The following is a 23,229-nucleotide window of genomic DNA, read 5'->3' on the forward strand; positions in this document are numbered from 1 at the left end:
ATGACGGTCACCGGAACGCAGCCCACCGGAGGACAGGCCACCGAGCGCGAGGTGCGGGTCGGCCCGATCACCGCGCGGGTACTGGTCGGCGGGTCGGGCGATCCGCTGCTGTTCCTGCACGGTGCCGCCGGGCTGATGTGGGACCCGTTCCTGGACGGGCTCGCCGCCTCGCACACCGTGTACGCGGTGCGCCATCCCGGTTCGGGGGAGGCCGACGACCTGTCGCACCTGCCCGGAATCTGGGAGCTGGTGCTGTTCTACGACGAGTTGCTGGACTCGCTCGGCCTGGACCGGATCACGGTCGTCGGGCACTCGTTCGGCGGGATGGTCGCGGCCGAGCTCGCCGCGAACTCCCCGCGCCGGGTGCGCAGGCTGGTGCTGCTCGCCCCGATCGGGCTGTGGCTCGACGAGCACCCGATCCCGGACATCGCCGGGATGTCGCCCGCCGACCTGCCCGCCCTGGTACTGGCCGACCCGGCCGGACCGCTGGCCCGGGCGATGGAGGTGCCCGCCGACGACCCGCAGGCGCAGTTCGAGGCGGCGATGCGGATGGCGAGCATCCTGCACTTCATCTGGCCGATCCCGGACAAGGGCCTGGACCGGCGGATCCACCGGATCGCCGCACCGACCCTGCTGGTCTTCGGCGAGCAGGACCGGCTGGTCGACCCGGCCTACGGTCCGGCGTTCGCCGATCGGCTGCGTGACGCCCGGCTGGTGACCGTGCCGGCGGCCGGACACCTGCCCCATCTGGAGAACCCCGGCCCCGTCACCGATGCCGTGCACGGGTTCCTGAGCGCGAAGGAGAACTGAGATGCCACTGCACCCGCAGGTCGAGGCGTTGCTGAACCAGATGGCCGAGCAGGGGATGCCGTCCCCGGAGAGCATGACGGTGGCCCAGAACCGGGCCCTGATCGGTGAGCTCGCCGACCTGGCGGGCGAGCCCGAACAGGTCGACCGGGTCACCGACGCCACCGCCCCCGGACCGGACGGCGACATCCCGATCCGGGTCTACGCGCCGCAGGGCCAGGGTCCGCTCCCGGTGCTGGTCTACTACCACGGCGGCGGCTGGGTGATCGGCGACATCGACAGCCACGACGCCCTCTGCCGGACGCTGGCCAACCGGGCCGGGGTGATCGTGGCGTCGGTGGGCTACCGGCTGGCCCCGGAGCACCGGTTCCCGGCCGCGGTCGACGACGCCTACGCCGCGGCGGCCTGGGCCGCGGAGAAGATCGCCGACTTCGGTGGTGACGGGACCCGGCTGGCCGTGGGCGGGGACAGCGCCGGCGGCAACCTCGCCGCCGTCGTCGCCCAGCAGGCCCGGACCCGGGGCGGCCCGGCCATCCGGTTCCAGCTGCTGGTGTACCCGGCCGTCGACCGGCACGACGACAGCCCCTCGATGCGGGAGAACGCGCTCGGCCCGCTGCTGAGCAGGGGCTGGATGGAATGGTTCTACGGCTGGTACCAGGCGGACCCGGACGACGGCCTCGACCCGCGGATGTCCCCGGCGCAGAGCGACGACCTCTCCGGCCTGCCGCCGGCGATGGTGATCACCGCGGAGTTCGACCCGCTACGGGACCAGGGCGCCGCCTACGCCGGGCGGCTCACCGAGGCCGGCGTCACGACCGAGCACATCCCGTGCGACGGCATGATCCATGGCTTCTTCCAGATGGCCGGAGCGCTCGACCCGGCCAGGGAGACCCTGGACCGGGCCGCCGCCGCGGTGCGGGCCGCGCTGGCCTGAGGCGCCGCTGATCGATCGACCGGCGATATTTCCGCAGGCCAGGTGGCCCTTACCGGATGTCGAGTGCGTCACGGACCGGCGTGTTCCGGGCATACGGATCTCGACGCCGGCGTTGTTCCGTGTGAAGGCGGGTGATCCCCGCCGGCGCAGTTCCGGACCGAACCGAAGGAGCCGAGACATCATGGCCACCCCGATCACCAGCCCGTTCGACCACGGCGCCACCGAGATCACCGGCCGCCTCCTGCAGGAGACCCTGGTCGACCTCGTGGATCTGTCCCTGGTCGCCAAGCAGGCGCACTGGAACCTGGTCGGCAAGCAGTTCCGTGACGTCCACCTGCACCTCGACGAGCTCGTCGACCTCGCCCGCGAGCACGCCGACAACACCGCCGAGCGCGCCGCCGCGATCGGTGTCTCCCCGGACGGCCGGTCCAGGACCGTCGGCCGCGACACCGGCCTGCCGGAGTACCCGCAGGGCTACGTGTCCGACGCCGAGACGGTCCTGACCGTGTCGCGCACCGTGGACACCGCCGTCGAGCGGCTCCGCCCGCGGATCGACCAGGTGGGCAAGGCCGACCCGCTCACCGAGGACCTGCTCATCGAGCTGGGCCGCGAGCTGGAGAAGGCCCGCTGGATGTGGCAGGCCCAGGCCGCCGGGTTCCGCAGCGAGTCCTGATCCGGCCCACCCGGCGGGCGTGACCACCACCGCGCCCGCCGCGCAGAAGCCCCGGACACCGCACGGTGTCCGGGGCTTCGTCGTTCGCCGGGGCGTCCGTTCACCGGGTGGGCGTGACCGTCGCCGCCGCGGCCACGCTGGCCCGCCAGATCGCCATCGCCGACCACAGGACGAACACCTGGACCGGCAGCTCCAGGGCGTTCGGGAGCTGCGCGGCGTACGACGGCCGCAGCGACCCCGTCCGCCACACCCGTCCGGCCTCGTTGACCGCGTCCGCGGTGGTGAGCAGTGCGAACCGGCGCCCGACGCCGGAGCCGGCGAGCCGGTAGGTCAGGTCGCCGGCCTCCACGTTCCAGTGCGGTTTCGACAGCGGGCCGTCCGGGTGGTCCACGGTGCGCAGGATGTGCGCCCGGATCTCGCCCTCGAGCGCGAACCGGGCGATGCCCTCGGAGCGCAGCGCGTACGGGTGCCCGTCGATCACCAGGTCGCGATGCTGCTGCCAGGTCCGCGCGGTCCAGCCGGTGACCGGGCGGCCGTCCTCGCTCACCTCGTAGCGCACGGCGAACAGCCCGGCCCTGGCGGACGTGGCACGCAGCATGGGCCGAGCCTGCCAGCACCCGGCCCACTCCGGAATGCCGTGCCGTGTCGTGGTTGTTGGCAACGCTCAGTAGCTCATCCATCCGAGGAGCGCCGTGCTCGCCCGCTTCCGCCTGTCCCCGCCGGTGGCCTTCACCGTGGTCGCGGTGACGTTCGTCTGGTTCCTGGCCGCGTCGTCGGCACCCTCGCCGCTCTACGTCGTCTACCAGGAGCGGTTCGCGTTCACCGACTTCACGCTGACGACGGTCTTCGCGGTCTACGTCCTCGCGCTGATCGCGTCGCTGCTCGTGATCGGAGCGCTGTCCGACCACATCGGACGCCGCCCGGTGCTGCTCGGTGCCATCGGGCTCGAGATCGTGTCGGTGGTGCTGTTCCTGGTGGCCGACGGCGTCGGCTGGCTGCTCGCCGCCCGGATCGTGCAGGGGATCGCGACGGGTGCGGCGACGGCGACGCTGCCCGCGACACTCGTCGATCTCGCTCCGCGGCCGGGACGCGCCGGACTCGTCAACGGCACCGCCCCGCTCACCGGCCTCGGACTCGGGGGACTCGCCTGCGGCGCGCTGGTCGAGTTCGCGCCCGCACCGACCCGGCTGGTCTGGGTCCTGCTGGTCGGCGGCCTGCTGGTCGCCGCGCTGCTGGTCGCGTTGATCCCCGAGACGATCGAGCGTCGGCCGGGCGCGCTGGCGTCGCTGCGCCCCCGGGTCGGCGTGCCGTCGCGACTGCGCAGCGGGTTCGCCGGGGTCGTGCCGACGCTGGTGGCGAGCTGGTCGCTGAGCGGGCTGTACCTGTCGCTGGGGCCGTCGGTCGTGACCCAGGTGTTCGGCGTGCGGAACCACCTGGTCAGCGGCCTCGTCGTGGCGACGCTGTGCCTGACCGGGGCACTGACGGGGTTCCTGCTCCGCGCCCGCCCGCCGGTCCGGGTGCTCGCCCCGTCCGCGGCGGTGCTCGCGCTGGGCACCCTGGTCACCCTCGTCGGGGTGCTGAGCGGGTCGCTCGTGGTGTCGACGGTCGGCACCTTGGTCGCCGGTGTCGGCTTCGGAGCGGCGGCGTTCGCGACCTTCGGGACGCTGTCGACGCTGGCTGAGCCGCACGAGCGCGGCGAGCTGTTCGCGGCGACCTACACGCTGTCGTACCTGGCGTTCAGCGTGCCCGCGATGATCGCCGGGGTGGCGGCGACCGTCGGTGGCCTGCGGCCGACCGCGCTCGTCTACGGCGGTGTCATCGTCGTGGTGGGCATCGTCGCCACGGTGCTCGGACGACGGGTGGCGGCGCCGGCGGGTCCGGAGCGAGTGCCGGCGACGAGCCGCGTCCCGTGATCGCTCGGACGGCTGCTCGCCGCTGACCCGGCCGTGCCGTCCGCCGTCCGCCGTCTGGCGTTTGGCGTCTGCCCGACGTGCGTTACGGGTCGCCGGCATCTCCTGCCCGCATTTCGTTCCGGGCGAGCAACAGGTCGCTGTAGGAGTGCGTGACCAACAGGCTCGGCTCGATGCCGAGATCGTTCAGCCACTGCCGGCACCGGTCGTGGAGCTCGGCCCTGGAGTGGGAGCCGTCCCGGTCGATCGCCTCGATCTCGACGAAGGTCCCGAGACCGGCGACGTCGTCGAGGTGCAGCTTGACGTTGCCGGCCCAGAAGATGTCGCGCTGCTTGTCGACGACGACGCGGACATCGAGCGCGGCGGAGAGCGCTGCTCGCAGGGACGGTGCGTCGCTCGGGGAGTGCAGCAGGACCTGTGACTCCTTGGGGCCGGCGTGGTCGTCGCGACGGTAGTGGATCAGGTTCGTCTCGATGCCGCCCTGCCGGAGCTTCAGGCGGCCGTGGGGGACGGCGAAGTAGGTGTCGACCTGGTGGTCGCGACCCTGGTGGGTGGCCCCGAGCTCGAGCATCCGGGCGGACGTCGCTCCGGGCTCGGGGCAGTGCGCTTTGATCTCGACGATTGCGACCTGCATGTGCGACAGCCAACCGGATCCCGGGTCCGATTCCCAGGCTGTGACTCGACGTCGGCACCGGAGCCCGGCTCCACCCGTCGTCGACGCCCGGAAGCGCCTGTTCGGGCACGGCGGTCCGGTACGCGCCGTTGGGTCGATTTGATATGCCGATCGGACTAGTCTCACCCGCGACGGGTCGAGTCGGCGCAGGGAAGCGAGGTCGGAAGCGTGAGCTCAGTGGTCCTGACGCTGGTCGGCATAGTGATCATCATCGCCGGCTATCTCATCTACTCGAAGTACCTGGCGAACCGGGTCTACAAGCTGAGCCCGTCGTACACGACGCCGTCGCACGAGTTCAACGACGGCGTCGACTACGTGCCGACCAACAAGTTCGTCCTCTGGGGACACCACTTCACCTCGGTGGCCGGCGCGGCCCCGATCGTCGGTCCGGCGGTCGCGGTGATCTGGGGCTGGCTGCCGGCGTTCCTGTGGGTGACGCTGGGCACCGTCTTCTTCGCCGGCATGCACGACATGGGTGCGCTCTGGGCGTCCGTGCGGAACAAGGGCCAGTCCATCGGCTCGCTGTCCGGGCGCTACATCGGCAGCCGGGGCCGGAACCTGTTCCTCATCGTCATCTTCCTTCTGCTGCTGATGGTCAACGCGGTCTTCGCCGTCGTCATCGCCGAGCTGCTGATCGCCCAGCCCACGGCGGTGATCCCGGTCTGGGGCGCCATCGTGGTCGCGGTGCTGATCGGTCAGGCGATCTACCGGCTGAAGTGGAACCTGCCGCTGGTGTCGATCGTGGGCGTGGTCGCGCTCTACGCGCTGATCCTGGTGGGGGACCGCTTCCCGATCGAGCTGCCGGACACCATCCTGGGCCTGTCCGCCGGTGCGTTCTGGATCATCGTCCTGTTCCTCTACGCCGGCGTCGCCTCGACCCTGCCGGTCTGGATGCTGCTCCAGCCGCGGGACTACATCAACGGGCTCCAGCTGTTCATCGGCCTGGGCATCCTGTACGCCGCGATCCTGATCTCCTCGCCGACGATCGTGGCGCCCGCCGTGAACGAGAACCCGCCTCCGGGCACCCCCGGCCTCGTGCCGCTGCTGTTCGTCACCATCGCCTGCGGGGCGATCTCCGGATTCCACGGCATGGTCTCGTCCGGCACGTCCTCGAAGCAGCTGGACAAGGAGACCGACGCGCGTTTCGTCGGGTACTTCGGCGCCGTCGGCGAAGGCCTCCTGGCGTTGGGCACGATCATCGTCGTCACCGCAGGCTTCGAGACCCTCGCGAGCTGGGAGGAGACCTACTCGGCCTTCAACGAGGGCGGCGTCGTCACGTTCGTGACCTCGGGCGGATCGATCCTCAATGAGGGCCTCGGCATCCCGGTGTCGCTGTCCGCCACCATCCTCGCAACCATGGCGGTGCTGTTCGCCGCGACCACGATGGACACCGGGGTGCGGTTGCAGCGCTACATCGTCGAGGAGATCGGCGGTCTGATGGGGCTGCGGTTCAGCACCTTCGTGGCCACCGTCATCGTCATCGTGTTCGGCCTGGGGCTGTCCTTCGGCGCGGACGTGACGGGCTCCGGCGAGGGCGGCATGGTGATCTGGCCGCTGTTCGGCACCACCAACCAGCTGCTGGCGGCGCTGACGTTGGCGATCATGACCGTGATGCTGGTCCGGAAGCGCCGTCCGTACCTGCCGGTGCTGCTGCCGCTGCTGTTCGTGCTGGTGATGACGGTCTACGCGCTGCTGGTGCAGATCGTGGAGTTCTACAACGAGGGCAACTGGCTGCTCCTGGGCATGGACATCGTCATCCTCGTCGCGGCGGTGTGGGTCGTCGTCGAGTCGGCGACGGCGATCGGGCGTGCTCGCAAGGAGGAGCCGGAGCCCGAGGACGAGGTGGCCGAGGCGGGTACCCGGGATGAGTCCGGCCGGTAGGCGGTTCGTGGCGTTCTGCCGCCGCGTCGCCGGCGGCCTCGAGGAGTTCTATGCCGCGCCGTACCGGCGGTCCTTCGCCCGGGCCAAACGCGACGAGGACGACCTGTTCATGATGATGGTGCTCTCGGAGGCCCTCGGACTGCCGAACCCGGCCGGCTACTACACGATGGAACTGCTTCCCGTGGTGTACGAGAACTTCCACGAATGGCACCGTCGGATGGGTATGGAACGCTCACCGCTGAACGAGATCTCATGCTGCTAGACCTCGCCGGTCGCCGCCGCGTGCTGTTCTTCGGCGGCAAGGGCGGGGTGGGGAAGACGTCCGTCGCGTCCGCCGTCGGGCTCGCCGCGGCGCGGTCCGGGCGGAAGGTCCTCCTCGTCTCCACGGACCCGGCCCACAACCTGGGTCACCTGTGGCAGCAGACCATCGGCCCGGAGGTCGTCGCGCTGGCCGACGACCTCGACGGCGTCGAGATCGACCCGGACGCGACGACGGACGAGCACCTCTCGGCGGTGCGGGAGACCCTGTACTCGGTGATGCCGGAACACCTGCGAGGAGAGGTGGACCGGTACCTGAAACTGTCCCGGCAGTCGCCGGGTACACACGAGGCCGCCACCCTGGAGCGCATCGCCGGTGTGTTGCAGATGGGGCTGCTGACGTACGACCTGATCGTGTTCGACACGGCGCCCTCCGGTCACACGTCGCGGTTGATGGCCCTACCGGAGATCATGGCCTCGTGGATGGAGGGGCTGCTGCGGAACCGGCAGAAGTCGGAGAAGTTCGGTGCCGCCGTCCGTGGTCTGACCCGCGACACGAATCGGAGCCGGCTCGTCGACGACACCCCGCACGACCCGCTGGTCGAACGCGACCTGCGGATCCGGCGAACATTGATCGGGCGCCGCGAGAAGTTCGAGAGGCTCCGGGACACCCTCGGGGACGGGGAGCTGACCTCGTTCGTCATCGTGCTGGCGGCCGAACGCCTGCCGGTGCTGGAGAGTCTCGAGCTCCACGAGCACCTTCGCGCGGCGGGTGTGCATGTCGGGGAGCTGGTGGTCAACCGCCGTTCCCCGTCGGATGCGGGCGAGTTCCTGGCGCAGCGCCGCGAACTCGAGGACCAGTTCCTGGAGATGCTCACCGGGAAGCTCCCCGGCATCCCCGTCACCGAACTGCCGTTGCTCCCCGGTGAGCTCGTCGGTGCGGAAGCGGTCGGCCGGTTCGCCGACATGCTCGACTGACACTCGTTGCTGCGTTCGGCGGTGCGGGGGAGCAGACTCGCGATCCATGAGCGCTGATCTCGACGCCGTCCGGCGGATCGTGGCCGAGGACAACGGACTGTGCACCGTCGCCGTCGTACGGTCCGACGGACGGCCGCACACCTCGCTGGTGAACGCCGGCGTCCTCGACCACCCGGTGACCGGCTCGCCCGTTGCCGCCTACGTCACCTACGGACCCGTGAAACTGAGGGCATTGCGCGAGCGCCCCGCGACGTCCCTGCACTGGCGCTCCGGATGGCGCTGGGTCGCCGTCGAGGGCTCGTCGGAGATCATCGGGCCGGACGATCCGGCCCCCGGCGTAGACGTCCGTGCGCTGCTGCGGGACGTCTTCGCCGCCTGCGGCGGCACGCACGACGACTGGGACGCCTACGACCGAGTCATGGCCGAGCAGCGGCGGGCTGCGGTGCTGGTGGCGCCGGTGCGGGTGGTGGGGAACTACTGATCCTGCTGGGCACGGAGGTTGGCCAGCATCGTCGCCGCGACGTCGTGCAGCTGAGTGCAGACGTCTTCGGTCGTGAGCCGGCCGGCATCGGGCCGGGACGGATTGACCTGGAGCTGCGCGCGGAGGGAGGCGTCGTCGGCGACGTCCAGCACCACCTGGCAGAACGGTAGGCCGGTGCCCGGTGCGGGCGGAGTGCTCTCGACGGCGCCGAACCCGGCGACCGTGATGACGGACGTCTGCCCGCCGGCAATAGCGCTGGCGGCGTGCTGCTCGAAGGTCTGCAGGTTATAGCCCAGCCCGTCGTTGCCGGACCAGGTACAGCCGCGAGACGTTCCGCCGTGTGAGGTTCCCGGCCGACCTGTTCGCAGGTCCAGCACATTTCGCTGTCCGGCCGACACGGCGGAGCACGGTGCCACCTGCGCGACATCGAGCGCGAAGGGCCTGGGTGGGAAGGGGTCCGAGTTCGGCGGCGACCCGCACCCGGCAGCAAATATTGCAAGGACGACTGCGGCTGGGCGGATGCCTCGGCGAGTCATGCCCGTGCCAGACGAACGAAAGCGTTCTCGAGGTCGGCGTCGGTATACCCGTAGGATCGAGCCACCGAATGCAGTGCGTCCGCCGCAGCCCGGACTTCGGCGTGGTGCGCCCAGTGCACCGAGGCGATGCGGTCGATCTTGGCCTGGAACAGATGTTGCGCGTCACCCGAGACCGGGTCGCCGCCACACGGATTGAACTGGAGATCCCGGCTCGCGGTGGTCAGGACGTCTTCCAGCTCGTCGGCCTGTCTCCGAAGCAACGCGGCTACCTGCAGCACGTTGTCGAGGTTCACCTGGGCGACCAGGTCGTTGATCGAGTGTTGCTGCTCCGGGCTCAGCGGCACGGATCGAGATTAGATCACCGTGCGCCGGTGCAGGAGCGTCTCCCCACAATCCGATGATCCGCTGACGCAGCGGGTACCACGCCGTTGACGCAGGTCGGCATGGCGCGTGCCGGCAACGCCATGATGACCGTGCGTTAGTGGTGCTCGGACGGACCCGGCGCCGGTGGCGTGTAAGGAATCGTCCTGTACGACTGCGCGGTTCTTGTCCCGCAACCCGTCCATCCGCGGTTCGCGGCGGAATGCCCGGTCGAGAGGTAGAGCGTCCGGGGGCAACTCGTGCAGCACGTCGCGACGACGTGCTTCGCGGATTTGCGATTGCAAACGGAAAGGTGACATCGAACACCTGTTCGGCTAGAATGAGATACGTGACCGCAGTCCACGAACCCCCGATCTCCGACACCTTCCCGGGTGCCGGAGAGCCCGGGTTCCCGCAGGTCGACCTCACACTGATGCAGGTCGTGATCGAGCAGGCGGCCATCGCCGACGCGGAAGCGTGCACCGACGCCGAGCTGATCGACCAGATCCAGCAGATCGAATCCCTGCAGAACTCCCTCGCCGCATTACAGGCGAATCGCATCCGCGCATTCGCCCGCGCTCACGTGGGTGCGCGGATCTCTGCCGGCGTGGTCGAACCCGAGAAACTCGAACGGGCCGCGGTCGCTCAGATCGGGCTCGCCTGCCGGGTTTCACCGGCCGAAGGTCGCTCCCGGCTGCGGGTCGCGCGTGATCTGCGCGAAGGGCTCGATCACGTCCGGGGCCTGTTCGTCGCCGGTGAGCTGAGCCGGGACAAGGTCTCCGCGATCGTCACCGCGACCTCGGCCCTCGACCACGACGAGCGGGCCACGGTCGATGCCCGGCTCGCCGCCCACGACCTGCCTCGGCTCGGGACCGGGCGACTGCGCGACCTGGCCCGCAGGCTGGTCGCCGAGATCGCCCCGCAGAAGTTCACGGCCCGCGTCGACGCCGCCCGCGCCCAGCGGCGGGTCACCCTGCGCCCGGCCCCGGACGCGATGACCTACCTAACCGCCTACCTGCCGGTCGAGGAAGGCGTCGCGTGCCTGGCCGCGCTGCGCAAGGCATTCGTCGACGTGTCGGTGGATCCGGCGCCACTGACCCGCACCCGCGGGCAGGTCATGGCCGACACCCTCGTCGAACGCGTCACCGGGAGGACCACCGCCACCGACATCGACCTCGAAGTCCAGGTCATGGTCCCGGTCGAGGCCCTGATCGACCCGGACAGCCCACTACCCGCCGAGATCCCCGGCCACGGCCCCGTCCCGGTCGACCTGCTGACCACCGCCACCGGCCAGAAGGCGTTGCGGCGGTTGTTCACCCGGAACGGGATCGTGATCGGCGGCGAATCCCGGCAACGGTTCTTCACCGGTCTGCTGGCCGAACTCCTCAAGGCCCGGGCCCGACATCGGTGCACCGAGCCCTACTGCGACGCACCGGCCCGGCACCTCGACCACATCGACCGCGCGACCGACGACGGACCGACCGAACTCGACAACGGTCGAGCGACCTGCGAGTTCCACAACCATGTCCGCGAGCAACCCGGGTGGTCGGTGAAGCGCACGGCCGAGGGGGTGCGCACCACGACGCCCACCGGCCACTCCTACCTCGCACCCGAGGAAACGGCACCAGCGAGACCCGAAGACCGACACGAGAGTCAACGGGAGTGAGGAGCCGGTCTGTCGCTGCCGTACCGAGGCCTGCTCGACGCTCCGGCGTGCTCGCGAACCGCGGGCGTTCGCAGCCGCGAACGATTTCCGCGCCCGAGGAGCCGAACTGCCCCGGGCGTCCGACGCGCCGACCACGCTCTTCCCGTGACCACCTACGCCCACCACCCGTCAGCATCCTCGATCGTGGCGACCTGGCCCACCGGTGCCGGCTCCGTCGCGGACCGCGTGACGCGAATCCCCGGTTCCTGCGACGAGTCACTGGCCCGCCACCTCGCCCAAGCCCTCGATCGACTGTCGGAACGGATCTGGCTCTCCTACTGCGTTCCCGGCGAGGTGGCGCTGGATCCGATGCGACTCGCCGACATCCTGCGCCGGCCACACCTCCCGATCGGCAGCCTGGTCCGCGTCGCTGAGGACGATCTCGACGAGATCACGCATGCCGTCGGCCGGCTACTGGCCGAGATCGATGACCGCGGCTGCCGTGAGGCGATCGTGCGCGAGATCGAGACCGAGTGCGCGGCCGTCCGGTCCGCGATCGACGGCGACCTGACCGGACGTGCCCAGCAAGCCGTCACCCGCGTCCGTCCCGGCTTCGACGACGGTCAGTACGCCGCCGCTCAGGAATTGCTGCACGAGATCCCGATGGGTTCGGAGCGGCTGTTCACCGAGGTCGGGCCGGTGCCGGCCTGCCTGGCTGCGCTCGAATGGCTCGGCGTCGCGGTCGTCGTCGCAGCTCGCCGGGGTGGATACGAGTCGGCGATGAACCCTGCTGGGGCAGGCCCAGGCCGTGACGGGAAGGGAGCTACGAGTGGTGATCACGCTGTTCGAGCACTCGACCACCGAGCCCACGGCCCTCGTTCACAATCTGCTCCGCGAGGCGATACTGGCCGCGACCGGCTGCTTCCTCGTGCCACCCGAGGCCGAGTTCGAGGAGGTGCCCGTACGCGACGAGCGTGACCCGGGAGACGGCGAGCCCGTCGACGAGTGCCGGGCCGTGACCACACTGCTCGACCCGGGCGAGCCGGGCCGGGCACTGCTCGAAGGCATCACCGCGGGAATCCAGGCGTGCTTCGAGGTCTACCTGGAGGACACCGCCGAAGCAGAGGTGCCGGATCTGGATCCGCGGCTCACCGGGCCGCACTGGGCCGAGGAGATCCGCCGGCGATTCGACGCCGAGGTTCGCGACGTCGTCGCAACGACGAGGCAGGCGCTGCGGGGCTGAGGATGAGCTGCGCGGACAGCACGATCAAGGTGTCTGCTGAGTGCGGAGGTTTCCGAGCATCAGCGCGGCGACGTCGCGTACCTGCTCGCAGGTGCCGTCGACGGTTCGCTGCTGGGCGTCGGCGGCCAGAGGGGTGACCTGGAGCTGCGCCCGCAGCGATGCCCCGTCGGTCACATCGATCACGACCTGACAGAACGGGAGACCGGTCCCTTCGGCCGGCGGAGCGCTCTGAACGGCGCCGAAGCCGTTGACGTCGACAATTGTCGACGTCGCTTCAGCGCCGACGGCTGCTGAAGCGTCGACAGCCAAGGTCTGGAAGGTGTAGCCGAGTCCATGGTGGCCGGGCCAAGCGCATCCGCGCGAAGTGCCGCCCTGCGCGGTCCCGCTTGATCCTTCGCGTAGGCCGAGCTCTCTCCGTTGTGGTTCTGTGAGCACGGCACACGGCTCGACACGTGCGACGTCGAGAACGTAGGGACGCTCAGGGAAGAGTTCGGCCTCGGTTGCCGGCCCGGCACCGCAGGCGACGACGACAGCTAGGCCGGTCGCGACGAGGGCAGCCCGGACGAGACTCCTCACGACGTTGCCGGACCTTCTCCGAAGGCTCTCGCGAGTTCTGTCTCGGTGAAGTCGTATCGGACAGCATTCTGCCGCAGTGCCTCGACGGCGGCCCGAAGCTCCGCACAGTGAGCCCAATGGACCTCGAGGACCTGATCGATCTTCGACTGGAAGAGTGCCCTGGCATCTTGCGACACCGGATCGAGTCCACAGGGAATGACACGTAGTTGCCACGACCGCTCGGTGAGATTCCGTTCGATGACATCGGCTTGATTCCGCAGCAGCCCGGCGACCTGCAGGACGTTGTCCACATTCACCTGCGCGACCAGACCCTCGATCGACCGCTGCTGCTCGGGGCTCGACGTCACCGTCCGAGCGTAGGACAGCACCCACTCCGGCCGGCCCGATTCACCGACATCCGCGGTTCCCGGTGCCCGAGTGCGAAGAGGCCGGAACCGCGGCGGCCCCGGCGTCGTCCAAGCCGCATGACCCTCACCGACACCGGCCCCGCCGGTGCACCGACCTTCCCCGACGACCCCGGTCACGTCCTCTACGCACGCCTGCTCCGCCGCGCCCGCGTGACCGGGCGCTGCCCCGTCTGGGTCCACCCCGACGAGCTCGACCACACGCTCGATCGCCCCACCGACCCGTTCGAGCTGGCCGAGGCCGTCGACGCGATCGAGGTCGACGACCTGCTGGACCGCTGGTGGCCCGGCCCGTGCGGCTCGGACTGCCCGTGCGGTGACTCGCTGCCGATCGAGATCCCGCGGGTGCCGTTGCACCGTCCGGTCGACCTGTCCCGGCGCTCGATGACGTTCACGTCCGCCGTCCGGCTCGCCGAGAGCTACAGCGGCAGCCTCGCGGTGGTCGACGCGTTCCGTCCCGCCGACGTCCCGGCGGTGCTCGGCTGGTCCGGGATCTGCAACTACCTGCACCAGGATCTGGTGTCGGTGGCGGCGGTGCTGCGGTACTGGGAGGTGCGCTGGGGTGCGCTGGTCGTCGCGCTCTCCCGGTCGACGATGACGCTGTCGGTCGCGGCCCCGCCGATGTACGACGCCGAGTGCGAGCAGGCCGCCGCCGAGCACTTCGCGTTCTGTCCCGACCAGCAGGACCCGCAGAACGGGGACTTCTACTCGCTGCGGCGCTACGCCGGCATGATCCGCGGCGCGGACTCGTGGCACTTCTGGTGGGACTGAGCCGATGACGACCTACGCCCACGACCCGATCGCCTCGACGATTGTCGCGACTTGGCCGACCGGGGACGGCGCGGTCGCGCACAGGGTGGCCCGCGTCCCGAAGGGCCTTGCCGCCGAGCTCGCCCGGCGCACCGCCGGGACGCTCACCCAACTGTCCACACTGCTCTGGCGCGGGTACTCGGAGCAGGAGGTCGACGAGATCGCACCGTTCCGGCTCGTCGAAGCCGTCCGCTACCCGAACCAGCCCTGCGGTGACCTGATCGTGATGGTGGAGGACGACCGTGCGGAGACAGCGCACCTGCTGGGCAGGATCGTCGACCGGGCTCCGGGGAAGGCGTTCCGGGACGCGATCGTCGCCGAGGTCCGTGCCGAGCTCGACGCCGTCATGGCCGCCGACGACGGTGACCTCACCGGGCGCGCCCGCCAGGCCGTCGTCCACGTGCGGCCGGACCCCGACGAGACGCACCTCGTCGCCGCGCACGCCGCCCTGCACGACGACCCACTCGGACCGCAGGAGCTGCTGACCTCGATCGAACCGCACTCGGCTGCCGTCGCCGCGCTGTGCTGGCTACGGGCCTCGGCAGGACACGTCGCGACGGTTGTGGGGCACTCGGTGGCCGACGTCGTCGCGCTCGCCGAGGCGATCGGGCACGAGGACCTGCGGATCGTCCGTCAGGTGCTCGACCCGGCCCACGGTATGTCCGACGTCGAGGTGGTCCGTGACGTGCTGCAGGAGGCCGTGCTGGCGAACCGGGGGTACTTCGTTCTCTGCCCGGAGAAGCACGAACCGTTCGACCCGGGCCCCGGCCCCGACGGTGCACCGCAACACCAGCACCGCGCCGTGGCCACCCTGCTCGAGCCGTCGGAGCCCGGGAGCTGCCTGGTACAGGGCCTGATCCGGGGCCTGCACGGGTGCTTCCGGGTCTACATCGACGCCGTCACCACGCAGGAGCGGCCCGGCGCCGACCCGCGGCTGAGCGGCCCGGAACGGGCGGCGACGCTCCGGGCGCGGTACTTCTCGGAGATCAGGGAGGTGGTGCGTACCGGGTCGTGACCTCATCGCAGCAGGCAGGTGAGGGGCGCACGAGAGCTGTTCGATCTTGCGCCGGCAGCTCTGACGTACCCCTCGACGGCTGTCGGACCGCAGGCTGCCGGACCCCGTGACACGCCGGCCCGCCGGCGGTGATCCGGCGAATGACCGGAACTGTCGTGCGGCCACGGCATGCTGCACCCGATCTCGAACGTCGACGGACGGGGACCCGTGTCCGAACCGCTGCACGCCGGTGCGCACGAACGCCTGCGCACCGCCCGCCTCGAGGCCGCCCTGGCGGAGGCCGCCGAGCTGACACCGCGCTGGGACCGCGTCGAGGCCGCGACCCAGCCGCGGGTGCTGTCCCGGCACGTGGCGGCCGTCGTCGAGCAGGCACTCGCCGAACGGGCACCCGAGCACCGGGTCGAGCTGGTGAACCGGCTGCTCGGGCTGGTCGAGCAGGACGAGCGCCTGAACGACGAGCTGCAGCAGCTCATCGCGCTCACCCGGGAGATCGCCCCGGGTGTGCACGAGGTGCGCCACCCGATCACCCCGCTGTCGGACGCGGCGCTGTTCACCAACGCCGCCGGTGAACCGAAGCTGCACAGCGCACTGCAGTCCGAGCTGTCCAGTGCCGACCGCGTCGACCTGCTGTGCGCGTTCATCCGCTGGCACGGCATCCGGCTGCTGGAGCGCGAGCTCGACGTCCTGCACGAGCGCGGGGTCCCGTTCCGGGTGATCACCACGACGTACATGGGCGCGACCGAGCAGCGCGCGGTCGACGAGCTCGTCCGCCGCCACGGCGCCCACATGAAGATCAGCTACGCGAGCGCGACGACCCGGCTGCACGCCAAGGCCTGGCTGTTCCGCCGCGACTCCGGCTTCGACACCGCGTTCGTCGGCAGCTCCAACCTCTCCCGCTCGGCCCTGGTCGACGGGTTGGAGTGGAACGTCCGGCTGTCCTCGGTCGCCACCCCGGACCTGATCCGCAAGTTCACCTCCACGTTCGACTCCTACTGGGCCGCACCGGACTTCGTGACCTACGACCCGGCCGTCCCCGCCGACTCGCAGCGGCTCGCCGAGGCCCTCGGGCGCCAGGGCAACGACGACACACCGCTCACCGGGCTGGAAGTGCGCCCGTACCCGCACCAGGAGCAGATCCTGGAGGCACTCGAGACCGAACGGGAGGTCCACGACCGGCACCACAACCTCGTCGTCGCCGCGACCGGGACCGGCAAGACCGTCGTCGCCGCGCTCGACTACCAGCGGCTGCGCGACCGGCACCCGAAGCTGTTGTTCGTCGCGCACCGCAAGGAGATCCTCGACCAGTCCCGCCGCACCTACCGCGCGGTGCTCGCCGACGGTGCCTTCGGCGAGACCTACGTCGGCGGGGACCGGCCGCAGCGCTGGAACCACGTCTTCGCCTCCGTGCAGTCGCTGGCGGCCTACGGCGTAGAGAACATCCCGCCGGAGCACTTCGACGTCGTCGTCATCGACGAGTTCCATCACGCCGAGGCCGCCACCTACCGCCGGCTGCTCGACCACCTGCGTCCGGCCGAGCTGCTCGGGCTCACCGCGACGCCGGAGCGATCCGACGGTGTCGACGTCCGCGACCGCTTCTTCGACGGCCGCAGTGCCGCCGAACTACGCCTGTGGGACGCGCTGTCGGCCGACCTGCTCGTCCCCTTCCACTACTTCGGCGTCGCCGACGACGTCGACCTCCGCGGCGTGGAGTGGAAGCGCGGCAGCTACGACGCCGGCACCCTCGACGGGCTCTACACCGGCAACGACGCCCGGGCCGCGAAGGTCATCCGCGAGACCCGGGCCAAGGTCACCGACGTCACCGCCATGCGGGCGCTCGGATTCTGCGTGTCCGTCGCGCACGCCGAGTACATGGCGCGGGTGTTCACCGCCGCCGGGATCCCCAGCGAGGCGGTCACCGGCCGGACCGCCCGCGACGACCGCGACGCCGCGCTGCGCCGGCTGCGCGACCGCGAAGTGAACTGCCTGTTCGCCGTCGACGTCTTCAACGAGGGCCTCGACGTGCCGCAGGTCGACACCGTCCTGCTGCTGCGCCCGACGCAGAGCGCGACGGTGTTCCTGCAGCAGCTCGGCCGCGGGCTGCGCCGCGCGCCGGGCAAGGCCGTGCTCACCGTCCTCGACTTCATCGGGCAGCACCGCCGCGAGTTCCGCTTCGACCTCCGGTACCGGGCGCTGACCGGCAGCAGCCGCCGGGGTCTCGAGCACCAGATCGAGGAGGACTTCCCGTTCCTGCCGTCCGGGTCGGCAATGGTGCTCGACCCGGTCGCGCGAGCGATCGTCCTGGACAACGTCCGGAGCCGGTTGCGGCTCGCCCGCAAGGACCTCGTCGCCGACGTCCGGTCGTACGGGGAGGCCTCGCTGGCCCGCTACCTGCGGGAGTCCGGCAGCGAGCTGTCCGACGTCTACCGGAGCAAGGGATCCTGGACGGCGTTGCGCCGCGATGCGGGGATCGTGGTCCCGCCGCCCGGCCCGGACGAGACCGCGTTGTCGCGCCGGCTCGCGCTGCTGACCCATGTCGACGACCCGGAGCGTGCCGAGGTCTACGCCCGCGTCGCCGACCCGGCCGGTCCCGCCTACGACGAGCTGACCGACCGTGACCGGCGCCTGGCCCGGATGCTGTTCTTCCTGTTCTGGCCCGACCGCGGCGGCTTCTCGAGCTACCAGGCCGGGTTCGAGCACCTCCGGCAGCACCCGGGCGTCTGCGCGGAGATCCGTGAGCTGACCGGCGTCACGAAAGACCTGTCCCGGCACCTGCCGCGTTCGCTCGGCGAGGGACTGCAGCACCTGCCGCTGCGCAGCCACGCGTACTACCGGCGCGAGGAGATCCTGGCCGCCCTCGACTGGGCGTCCCTGGAGCGCAAGGCCCACGGCCACGCCAGCGGTGTGGCCTGGGCTCCGGAGACCGGGGTGGACGCGCTGCTGGTCAACCTGCACAAGACCGAACGGGACTTCTCACCGACGACGATGTACCGCGACTTCGCGGTGGCACCGGATCTCTTCCACTGGGAGTCGCAGAACTCGGCGTCGCCGGAGACCGGTACGGGACGTCGCTACCTGAACCATCGCGAGCAGGGGTCGCACGTGGTCCTGTTCGTGCGCGACGCTCCGAGGGACGACATCGGCGAGGGTGCGCCGTTCCTCTGCCTGGGTGCCTGTGACTACGAGAGTCACTTGGGCAGCAAGCCGATCGCGATCACCTGGCGGTTGCGCCGCACGATGCCAGGGGAGACGTTCCGGGCGGCGAGCGTCGTCGCCTCCTGATGAACTTCCGGCCCCCGCCGACCGTCCTTCGGCCGGTTGACGTGTCCGGTTCGTCCCGCTCTGCTGTGCGGTGGGGATTTCCGACCAAGGGGGGACATATGATGGTCGACGAAGGGCGCCCACGGTTTCAGGGACCGCTGGGACTCACCGGGCGCGCTCCGGGGCCCGATCTGGCACGCGGCTTCATGCTGCTGCTCATCGCGCTCGCGAACACGCCGTTCTACCTGTACGGGCGCGCACACTCCGTAGCCGGCTTCCACCCGGTGGACGGGTCGGTCGCCGACAAGATCGTCCAGGCGGTGTTGATCACCGGGGCGGACATGCGGGTCTACCCGATGTTCGCGTTCCTGTTCGGATACGGCCTCGCGGTGATCTACCGGCGGCAGGCCGCGGCCGGGGTGCCGGAGCACGAGGCGTTCCGGTTGCTGCAGCGACGCAACCTCTGGCTGCTCGTATTCGGCTTCGTCCACGCCCTGCTGCTCTGGGGCGGCGACGTGCTGGGTGCCTACGGTCTGTGCGGCCTGGTGCTGGTCTGGCTGTTCGTCCGGCGCGCCGACCGGACGCTGCTGATCTGGGCCGGCCTCGGGGCCACGGTGCTGTTCCTGCTCGCCGCGATGTCGGTACTCGGGGCGGTGGCGGTGCTCGCCTCCGACGGTGCGGTGCAGGCCGGCGGCGGTATGCCGGACTTCGTGACGGACAGCGCCTCCGCCGACAACGTGCTGGCCGCGGCCGCCGGCCGGATGATGCTGTGGCCGTTCCTCGTGCTCGGCCAGGGCCTGCTCGGGCTGGCCGTGCCGGTGGCGATCCTGCTCGGGTTCTGGGCGGCCCGCCGTCGGATCCTCGAGGAGCCCGCGAACCACCGGCGGCTGCTGTGGGTCACCGCCGTCGGCGGGATCGCGATCGGCTGGGCCGGCGGCCTGCCGCACGCGCTGGCCCACATCGGGGTACTCGGCGGGCTGGACCAGGTCATGTGGGTCTTCTCGACCACACAGATGATCACCGGACTGGCCTGCGGCATCGGCTACGTCGCCTTGTTCGGACTGATCGGGGACCGGCTCGCCGGGCGCCCGCTCGGCCCGGTCGGCTCCGCGGTATCCGCGGTCGGGAAGCGGTCGCTGACCAGCTACCTGGGCCAGTCCGTGCTGTGCGCGCCGCTGCTCGCCGCCTGGGGGTTCGGGCTCGGCGCGGAGCTCGACAGCGCGACCATGGCCCTGTTCGCCATCGGGGTGTGGCTCGTGACGGTGGCGTTCGCGGTCTGGCTGGAGCGTCGCGGGAAGCCCGGACCGGCGGAGACCCTGCTCCGGCGGCTGATCTACCGCGACCGGCGTCCGGCGCCGGTCTCCGAGGCCCCGGGACGGTCGCGGGCCGGCTGACGCCGACGCGCCGGCGCTGCCCGGACCCGGCCTCGGCCGTGAGCGTCAGCACCCGCGCCGGTGCGCGCTGGGTGGCACGCCGTAGGCGGCACGGAACGCCCGGCTGAACCCGGCCGCGTCGGGGAAGCCGTGGCAGCGCGCGATCTGGCCGACCGGGACGTGCGCGAACCGTGGATCGGCGAGGTCGCGGCGGGCCCGTTCGAGGCGCTCGCGGCGGATCCGGCGGGTCACCGACTCGCCGGATCCGGCGAACAACCGGTGCAGCTGCCGGACCGAGACGAAGTGCGCGGCGGCGATCGACCGGGCCCCCAGATCGGGATCGGCGAGGTGGTCTGCGATGTAGCGTTCGACGCGTTCCCGCAGGTCGGCCCGGGATCGCTCGGTGCCTGCCGGGGCGCAGGCGGTCTGCGCCGCGTACTCGCCGGCCAGGGTCGCGACCAGCCCGCCCGCCTCGTCGGCGAGCCGGGCCGCGCCGAGGGGGCTGAGCGTGGGGACCTCGATCAGCTCCCGCAGCACACCGGTGACGATCCGGCCCAGCCCGGAGCGGGAGTCGAGCCGGTGCGCGGTCGCCGCCGCGGACTCGGCGGGCGCGAGGTCGATCGACTGTCGCGGCCACGTGAACACCTGCAGCGCCCAGTCCGCGGTGAGCGTCCAGGTGAAGGGACGGTCGGTCTCGTACAGCGCGAGGTGCCCGGGGTGCAGGACGGCACGTCGGCCGTCCTGCTCCAGCACGGCCGTTCCGCGGGTCAACAGCCCCACCTGCAGGAAGTCCCGGTCGTCCCGGGCGGCGAGCTGCGGGGTCCGGTGACAGACCTGCGGGACCGAGACCACCTCCGAGATCTGCAGGTGGGCCAGCGTCGCGCTGTGCACCGAGCCGGCGAACACGCCGCCGCGCCTGCGGTCCGGTGCGACGTCGAGGGCGACGAAGTCGTGGCGCAACGCCTCCCGCCACTCGTCGCAGCGCCGGGTGTGCGACGCGATCGGCTCCGAGCCGGGGGTGAGGACCACGGGTACCTCCACAGCGGCGGGAACAGGGCGTCATCTGCGAGTCCACCGCCCGGTCGCGTCCCGGTCAACCCGACAACAGGTCCGAGCCGGGACCACCTCGCCGGCGCAACCACCGGCGCCCGGCCTGCCGCACACCACGCCGAACCGGGCACTCGGCGCCAACGACCTGGCGCGCTGCGCGAAACCGCGACGCCCCTCGCGACGCGAGGCTGACCACGATCCCAGGAGGCGCGCATGACCACCACACCCGAACTCCCGATCATCGATCTGCACGGATCCGGCACCCGGCGGGCCATCTGCCCGCACGACTGCCCGGACGGCTGCGCGATGACCGTCACCGTCGAGGACGGCCGCGCGACCGCGGTCCGCGGCGACGCCGAGCATCCCTTCACCCGGGGCGGGCTCTGCGTCAAGGTCAACAACTACGTCGACCGCGTCTACAGCCCGGATCGGGTCACGACCCCGCTGCGCCGCACCGGGCCGAAGGGCTCCGGCCGGTTCGAACCGATCAGCTGGGACGAGGCACTCGCCACGGTCGCGGACAACTTCCGGCGGGTGATCGCCGACCACGGCGCCGAGGCCGTCATGCCGGTCAGCTACCTCGGCACCCAGGGCACGCTGAACGGTCTCAACGTCGGTGACCCGTTCTTCAACCGGATGGGCGCCACGGTCAGCGAGCGCACCTACTGCGACTCCGGTGCGTCGACGGCGTACGTGATGAGCGTCGGGCCGACCGCCGGGGTCGACCCGGAGAGCCTCGTGCACTCGCGCTACATCGTCATCTGGGCCTGCAACATGATCTCGACGAACCTGCACCTGTGGCCGTTCGTCGCCGAGGCGCAGCGGCGCGGGGCGAAGGTCGTCGTCATCGACCCGGTCAGGCACCGCACCGCCGCGCGCGCCGACTGGCACATCCCGATCCGCCCCGGCACCGACGGCGCGCTGGCCATGGCGCTCATCCACGTCATCACCACCGAGGGGCTCACCGACCCCGGCTACGTCGAGCAGCACACCCTCGGCATCGACGAGCTCACCGAACGGGCCGCCGGCTGCACCCCGGAGTGGGCCGAGGCCGAGACCGGGATCCCGGCCGAGGACATCCGCACCCTGGCCCGTGAGTACGCGGCCGGGCAGCCGTCGATGATCCGGATCGGCGTCGCGATCGAGCGCCACTCCGGCGGCGGCTCCACGGTGCGCGCGATCTCCTGTCTGCCCGGCCTGGTCGGGGCCTGGCGCCGGCCCGGTGGCGGACTGCTGGCGCTGCCGCTGTGGGCGTTCCCGGTCGACTGGGACGCGCTGTCCCGGCCGGATCTGCTGCCCGCGGGGACCAGGGTCGTGAACCAGTTCCATCTGGGTGCGGCGCTCGCCGGGGAGATCGAGGGCCCGCCGATCCACGCGCTGATGGTCTACAACTCGAACCCGGTCGTCGTCTGCCCGGACCAGGAGAAGGTCCTCGCCGGGCTGGCCCGCGACGACCTGTTCACCGTCGTGTCCGAACAGTTCCTCACCGACACCGCGCTGTACGCCGACATCGTGCTGCCCGCGGCGACCCAGCTCGAGCAGACCGACGTCATGTTCTCCTGGGGGCACTTCTACATCGGCCTGAACCGGCCGTCGATCCCGCCGGTCGGGGAGGCGGTCAGCAACACCGAGCTGTTCCGGCGCCTCGCCGCCGCGATGGGCTACGACGACGACCGTCTCCTGATGTCGGACGAGGAGCTGATCGCCGCCGCGTACGACTGGTCCGCACCGGCGTTGCAGGGCATCACCCCCGAGACGCTCGCCGAGACCGGGTGGGCGCGGCTGAACCTGCCCGGCCCCGACGAGTACGCCCCGCACGCCGAGGGCGGGTTCCCGACACCGTCGGGCCGCCACGAGTTCCGGTCCGGCGCCGCGGCCGGCGGGGACTTCGTACTGCCGCTGTTCCGGCAGGGCTCGAACGAGTTCCAGCCCGGTGGCGAGGTGGACCCGCTGCCGCGGTACGTGCCGCCGTCCGGGGCGGGCGGCGCGCACCCGCTGTCGCTGATCTCGCCGAAGTCGCACGCGTACCTCAACTCCAGCTACGCGAACCTGCCCGCCCAGCAGCGCGTGCAGGGCGAGCCGTCGGGGTGGCTGCACCCGACCGACGCGGCCGACCGTCGGATCGTCGACGGCGACCTGGTCCGGGTGTTCAACGACTGCGGCGAGATCCTGGTGAAGGCGGTCGTCACCGACGAGGTGACCCGGGGTGTCGTCATGGCGCGGATGGGGGCCTGGCGGTCGCAGTCCAAGGGCGGGTCGACGGTGAATGCGATCAACCCGACCGGGTTCGCCGACCTGGGCCACGCCCCGATCTTCTCCGACACGACGGTGCAGGTGGAGCGCGCGTAGGCGGCTCGCCGGGGT

Annotated in this window: 23 protein-coding genes; 15 read left to right on the forward strand and 8 right to left on the reverse strand. The window is 71.1% G+C overall.

Annotated elements, in window-relative coordinates:
* The 3 genes from JOF36_RS13695 to JOF36_RS13705 all read left to right on the forward strand — a co-directional run bounded on the left by JOF36_RS13695 (position 1) and on the right by JOF36_RS13705 (position 2,414).
* Positions 1–810 (forward strand): alpha/beta fold hydrolase, encoded by an 810-nt coding sequence (locus JOF36_RS13695; protein ID WP_210027168.1) that lies wholly within the window; start codon positions 1–3, stop codon positions 808–810.
* A gap of 1 nt (position 811) precedes the next feature.
* On the forward strand, positions 812–1,741 hold the full coding sequence (gene lipP1 / locus JOF36_RS13700) for a LipP1 family hormone-sensitive lipase (protein WP_210027169.1): 930 nt from the start codon (positions 812–814) through the stop codon (positions 1,739–1,741).
* 178 nt (positions 1,742–1,919) lie between these two features.
* Positions 1,920–2,414, forward strand: a complete 495-nt coding sequence (locus JOF36_RS13705) for a Dps family protein (RefSeq protein WP_372447453.1) — start codon at positions 1,920–1,922, stop codon at positions 2,412–2,414.
* Between the two features lie 100 nt (positions 2,415–2,514).
* On the opposite strand, the gene JOF36_RS13710 is transcribed toward JOF36_RS13705, so the two are convergent.
* Entirely contained in the window at positions 2,515–3,012 is a 498-nt protein-coding gene (locus tag JOF36_RS13710) for a hypothetical protein (RefSeq protein WP_210027171.1), read from the reverse strand.
* A gap of 94 nt (positions 3,013–3,106) precedes the next feature.
* Here JOF36_RS13710 and JOF36_RS13715 point away from each other — a divergent pair, with 94 nt between their 5' ends.
* Positions 3,107–4,327 (forward strand): MFS transporter, encoded by a 1,221-nt coding sequence (locus JOF36_RS13715; RefSeq protein ID WP_307862369.1) that lies wholly within the window; start codon positions 3,107–3,109, stop codon positions 4,325–4,327.
* 82 nt (positions 4,328–4,409) lie between these two features.
* Here the strand turns inward: JOF36_RS13715 and JOF36_RS13720 are convergent, their stop codons facing one another.
* Entirely contained in the window at positions 4,410–4,958 is a 549-nt protein-coding gene (locus tag JOF36_RS13720) for a class IV adenylate cyclase (RefSeq protein WP_210027172.1), read from the reverse strand.
* 207 nt (positions 4,959–5,165) lie between these two features.
* On the opposite strand from JOF36_RS13720, the gene JOF36_RS40850 reads away from it, so the two are divergent.
* The 4 genes from JOF36_RS40850 to JOF36_RS13740 are packed head-to-tail and all read left to right on the forward strand — an operon-like array spanning position 5,166 to position 8,595.
* Entirely contained in the window at positions 5,166–6,878 is a 1,713-nt protein-coding gene (locus JOF36_RS40850; protein ID WP_210027173.1) for a carbon starvation CstA family protein, read from the forward strand.
* A complete protein-coding gene (locus JOF36_RS13730) occupies positions 6,862–7,140 on the forward strand; it encodes a cory-CC-star protein (RefSeq protein ID WP_210027175.1) in 279 nt (92 codons plus the stop codon). Before JOF36_RS40850 ends, JOF36_RS13730 begins: the two co-directional genes overlap by 17 nt.
* The gene (locus tag JOF36_RS13735) at positions 7,131–8,114 is read left to right on the forward strand and encodes an ArsA family ATPase (protein WP_210027177.1); all 984 of its coding nucleotides are present in this window, start codon (positions 7,131–7,133) and stop codon (positions 8,112–8,114) included. Before JOF36_RS13730 ends, JOF36_RS13735 begins: the two co-directional genes overlap by 10 nt.
* Before the next feature lie 46 nt (positions 8,115–8,160).
* Entirely contained in the window at positions 8,161–8,595 is a 435-nt protein-coding gene (locus tag JOF36_RS13740) for a pyridoxamine 5'-phosphate oxidase family protein (protein ID WP_210027178.1), read from the forward strand.
* Here JOF36_RS13740 and JOF36_RS13745 read toward each other — a convergent pair.
* Positions 8,589–9,131, reverse strand: a complete 543-nt coding sequence (locus JOF36_RS13745; protein ID WP_210027180.1) for a DUF3558 family protein — start codon at positions 9,129–9,131, stop codon at positions 8,589–8,591. The two genes, JOF36_RS13740 and JOF36_RS13745, sit on opposite strands and share 7 nt — an antisense overlap.
* Positions 9,128–9,475, reverse strand: coding sequence for a PE domain-containing protein (locus tag JOF36_RS13750; protein WP_210027182.1), 348 nt, complete (start codon positions 9,473–9,475; stop codon positions 9,128–9,130). Before JOF36_RS13750 ends, JOF36_RS13745 begins: the two co-directional genes overlap by 4 nt.
* Before the next feature lie 365 nt (positions 9,476–9,840).
* Between JOF36_RS13750 and JOF36_RS13755 the strand changes: the two genes are divergently transcribed.
* Positions 9,841–11,157, forward strand: coding sequence for an HNH endonuclease signature motif containing protein (locus tag JOF36_RS13755; protein WP_210027183.1), 1,317 nt, complete (start codon positions 9,841–9,843; stop codon positions 11,155–11,157).
* A 450-nt stretch (positions 11,158–11,607) separates the two neighbouring features.
* Here the strand turns inward: JOF36_RS13755 and JOF36_RS13760 are convergent, their stop codons facing one another.
* A complete protein-coding gene (locus JOF36_RS13760) occupies positions 11,608–11,976 on the reverse strand; it encodes a hypothetical protein (protein WP_210027184.1) in 369 nt (122 codons plus the stop codon).
* On the opposite strand from JOF36_RS13760, the gene JOF36_RS13765 reads away from it, so the two are divergent.
* Positions 11,966–12,379: a hypothetical protein gene (locus JOF36_RS13765; RefSeq protein ID WP_210027185.1), complete on the forward strand. Its 414-nt coding sequence runs from the start codon at positions 11,966–11,968 to the stop codon at positions 12,377–12,379. The two genes, JOF36_RS13760 and JOF36_RS13765, sit on opposite strands and share 11 nt — an antisense overlap.
* A gap of 24 nt (positions 12,380–12,403) precedes the next feature.
* On the opposite strand, the gene JOF36_RS13770 is transcribed toward JOF36_RS13765, so the two are convergent.
* A complete protein-coding gene (locus JOF36_RS13770; protein ID WP_210027186.1) occupies positions 12,404–12,955 on the reverse strand; it encodes a DUF3558 family protein in 552 nt (183 codons plus the stop codon).
* A complete protein-coding gene (locus tag JOF36_RS13775; protein WP_210027187.1) occupies positions 12,952–13,302 on the reverse strand; it encodes a PE domain-containing protein in 351 nt (116 codons plus the stop codon). The genes JOF36_RS13770 and JOF36_RS13775 overlap by 4 nt, the downstream gene beginning before the upstream one ends.
* 117 nt (positions 13,303–13,419) lie before the next feature.
* Between JOF36_RS13775 and JOF36_RS13780 the strand changes: the two genes are divergently transcribed.
* The 4 genes from JOF36_RS13780 to JOF36_RS13795 all read left to right on the forward strand — a co-directional run bounded on the left by JOF36_RS13780 (position 13,420) and on the right by JOF36_RS13795 (position 19,836).
* The gene (locus JOF36_RS13780) at positions 13,420–14,130 is read left to right on the forward strand and encodes a DUF4253 domain-containing protein (protein WP_210027188.1); all 711 of its coding nucleotides are present in this window, start codon (positions 13,420–13,422) and stop codon (positions 14,128–14,130) included.
* A gap of 4 nt (positions 14,131–14,134) precedes the next feature.
* Entirely contained in the window at positions 14,135–15,184 is a 1,050-nt protein-coding gene (locus JOF36_RS13785; protein WP_210027189.1) for a hypothetical protein, read from the forward strand.
* Between the two features lie 207 nt (positions 15,185–15,391).
* Positions 15,392–18,463, forward strand: coding sequence for a DEAD/DEAH box helicase (locus JOF36_RS13790; RefSeq protein WP_307862370.1), 3,072 nt, complete (start codon positions 15,392–15,394; stop codon positions 18,461–18,463).
* 98 nt (positions 18,464–18,561) lie between these two features.
* On the forward strand, positions 18,562–19,836 hold the full coding sequence (locus JOF36_RS13795; protein WP_245350820.1) for a DUF418 domain-containing protein: 1,275 nt from the start codon (positions 18,562–18,564) through the stop codon (positions 19,834–19,836).
* 45 nt (positions 19,837–19,881) lie between these two features.
* Here the strand turns inward: JOF36_RS13795 and JOF36_RS13800 are convergent, their stop codons facing one another.
* Positions 19,882–20,844 (reverse strand): AraC-like ligand-binding domain-containing protein, encoded by a 963-nt coding sequence (locus JOF36_RS13800; protein WP_210027193.1) that lies wholly within the window; start codon positions 20,842–20,844, stop codon positions 19,882–19,884.
* Positions 20,845–21,078: 234 nt separating this feature from the next.
* Between JOF36_RS13800 and JOF36_RS13805 the strand changes: the two genes are divergently transcribed.
* Positions 21,079–23,214, forward strand: a complete 2,136-nt coding sequence (locus JOF36_RS13805) for a molybdopterin-containing oxidoreductase family protein (protein WP_210027195.1) — start codon at positions 21,079–21,081, stop codon at positions 23,212–23,214.
* Positions 23,215–23,229: the final 15 nt, after the last annotated feature.

Source organism: Pseudonocardia parietis (assembly GCF_017876315.1).
GTDB classification, from domain to species: domain Bacteria; phylum Actinomycetota; class Actinomycetes; order Mycobacteriales; family Pseudonocardiaceae; genus Pseudonocardia; species Pseudonocardia parietis.

Bases quoted from the DNA above. Each gene is read 5' to 3' on its own strand.
- JOF36_RS13720 (WP_210027172.1), bottom strand. From the start codon at position 4,958: ATGCAGGTCGCAATCGTCGAGATCAAAGCGCACTGCCCCGAGCCCGGA.
- JOF36_RS13740 (WP_210027178.1), top strand. From the start codon at position 8,161: ATGAGCGCTGATCTCGACGCCGTCCGGCGGATCGTGGCCGAGGACAAC.
- JOF36_RS13735 (WP_210027177.1), top strand. From the start codon at position 7,131: ATGCTGCTAGACCTCGCCGGTCGCCGCCGCGTGCTGTTCTTCGGCGGC.
- JOF36_RS13805 (WP_210027195.1), top strand. From the start codon at position 21,079: ATGACCACCACACCCGAACTCCCGATCATCGATCTGCACGGATCCGGC.
- JOF36_RS13795 (WP_245350820.1), top strand. From the start codon at position 18,562: ATGATGGTCGACGAAGGGCGCCCACGGTTTCAGGGACCGCTGGGACTC.
- JOF36_RS13695 (WP_210027168.1), top strand. From the start codon at position 1: ATGACGGTCACCGGAACGCAGCCCACCGGAGGACAGGCCACCGAGCGC.
- JOF36_RS13780 (WP_210027188.1), top strand. From the start codon at position 13,420: ATGACCCTCACCGACACCGGCCCCGCCGGTGCACCGACCTTCCCCGAC.
- lipP1 (WP_210027169.1), top strand. From the start codon at position 812: ATGCCACTGCACCCGCAGGTCGAGGCGTTGCTGAACCAGATGGCCGAG.
- JOF36_RS13710 (WP_210027171.1), bottom strand. From the start codon at position 3,012: ATGCTGCGTGCCACGTCCGCCAGGGCCGGGCTGTTCGCCGTGCGCTAC.
- JOF36_RS13730 (WP_210027175.1), top strand. From the start codon at position 6,862: ATGAGTCCGGCCGGTAGGCGGTTCGTGGCGTTCTGCCGCCGCGTCGCC.
- JOF36_RS13745 (WP_210027180.1), bottom strand. From the start codon at position 9,131: ATGACTCGCCGAGGCATCCGCCCAGCCGCAGTCGTCCTTGCAATATTT.
- JOF36_RS13785 (WP_210027189.1), top strand. From the start codon at position 14,135: ATGACGACCTACGCCCACGACCCGATCGCCTCGACGATTGTCGCGACT.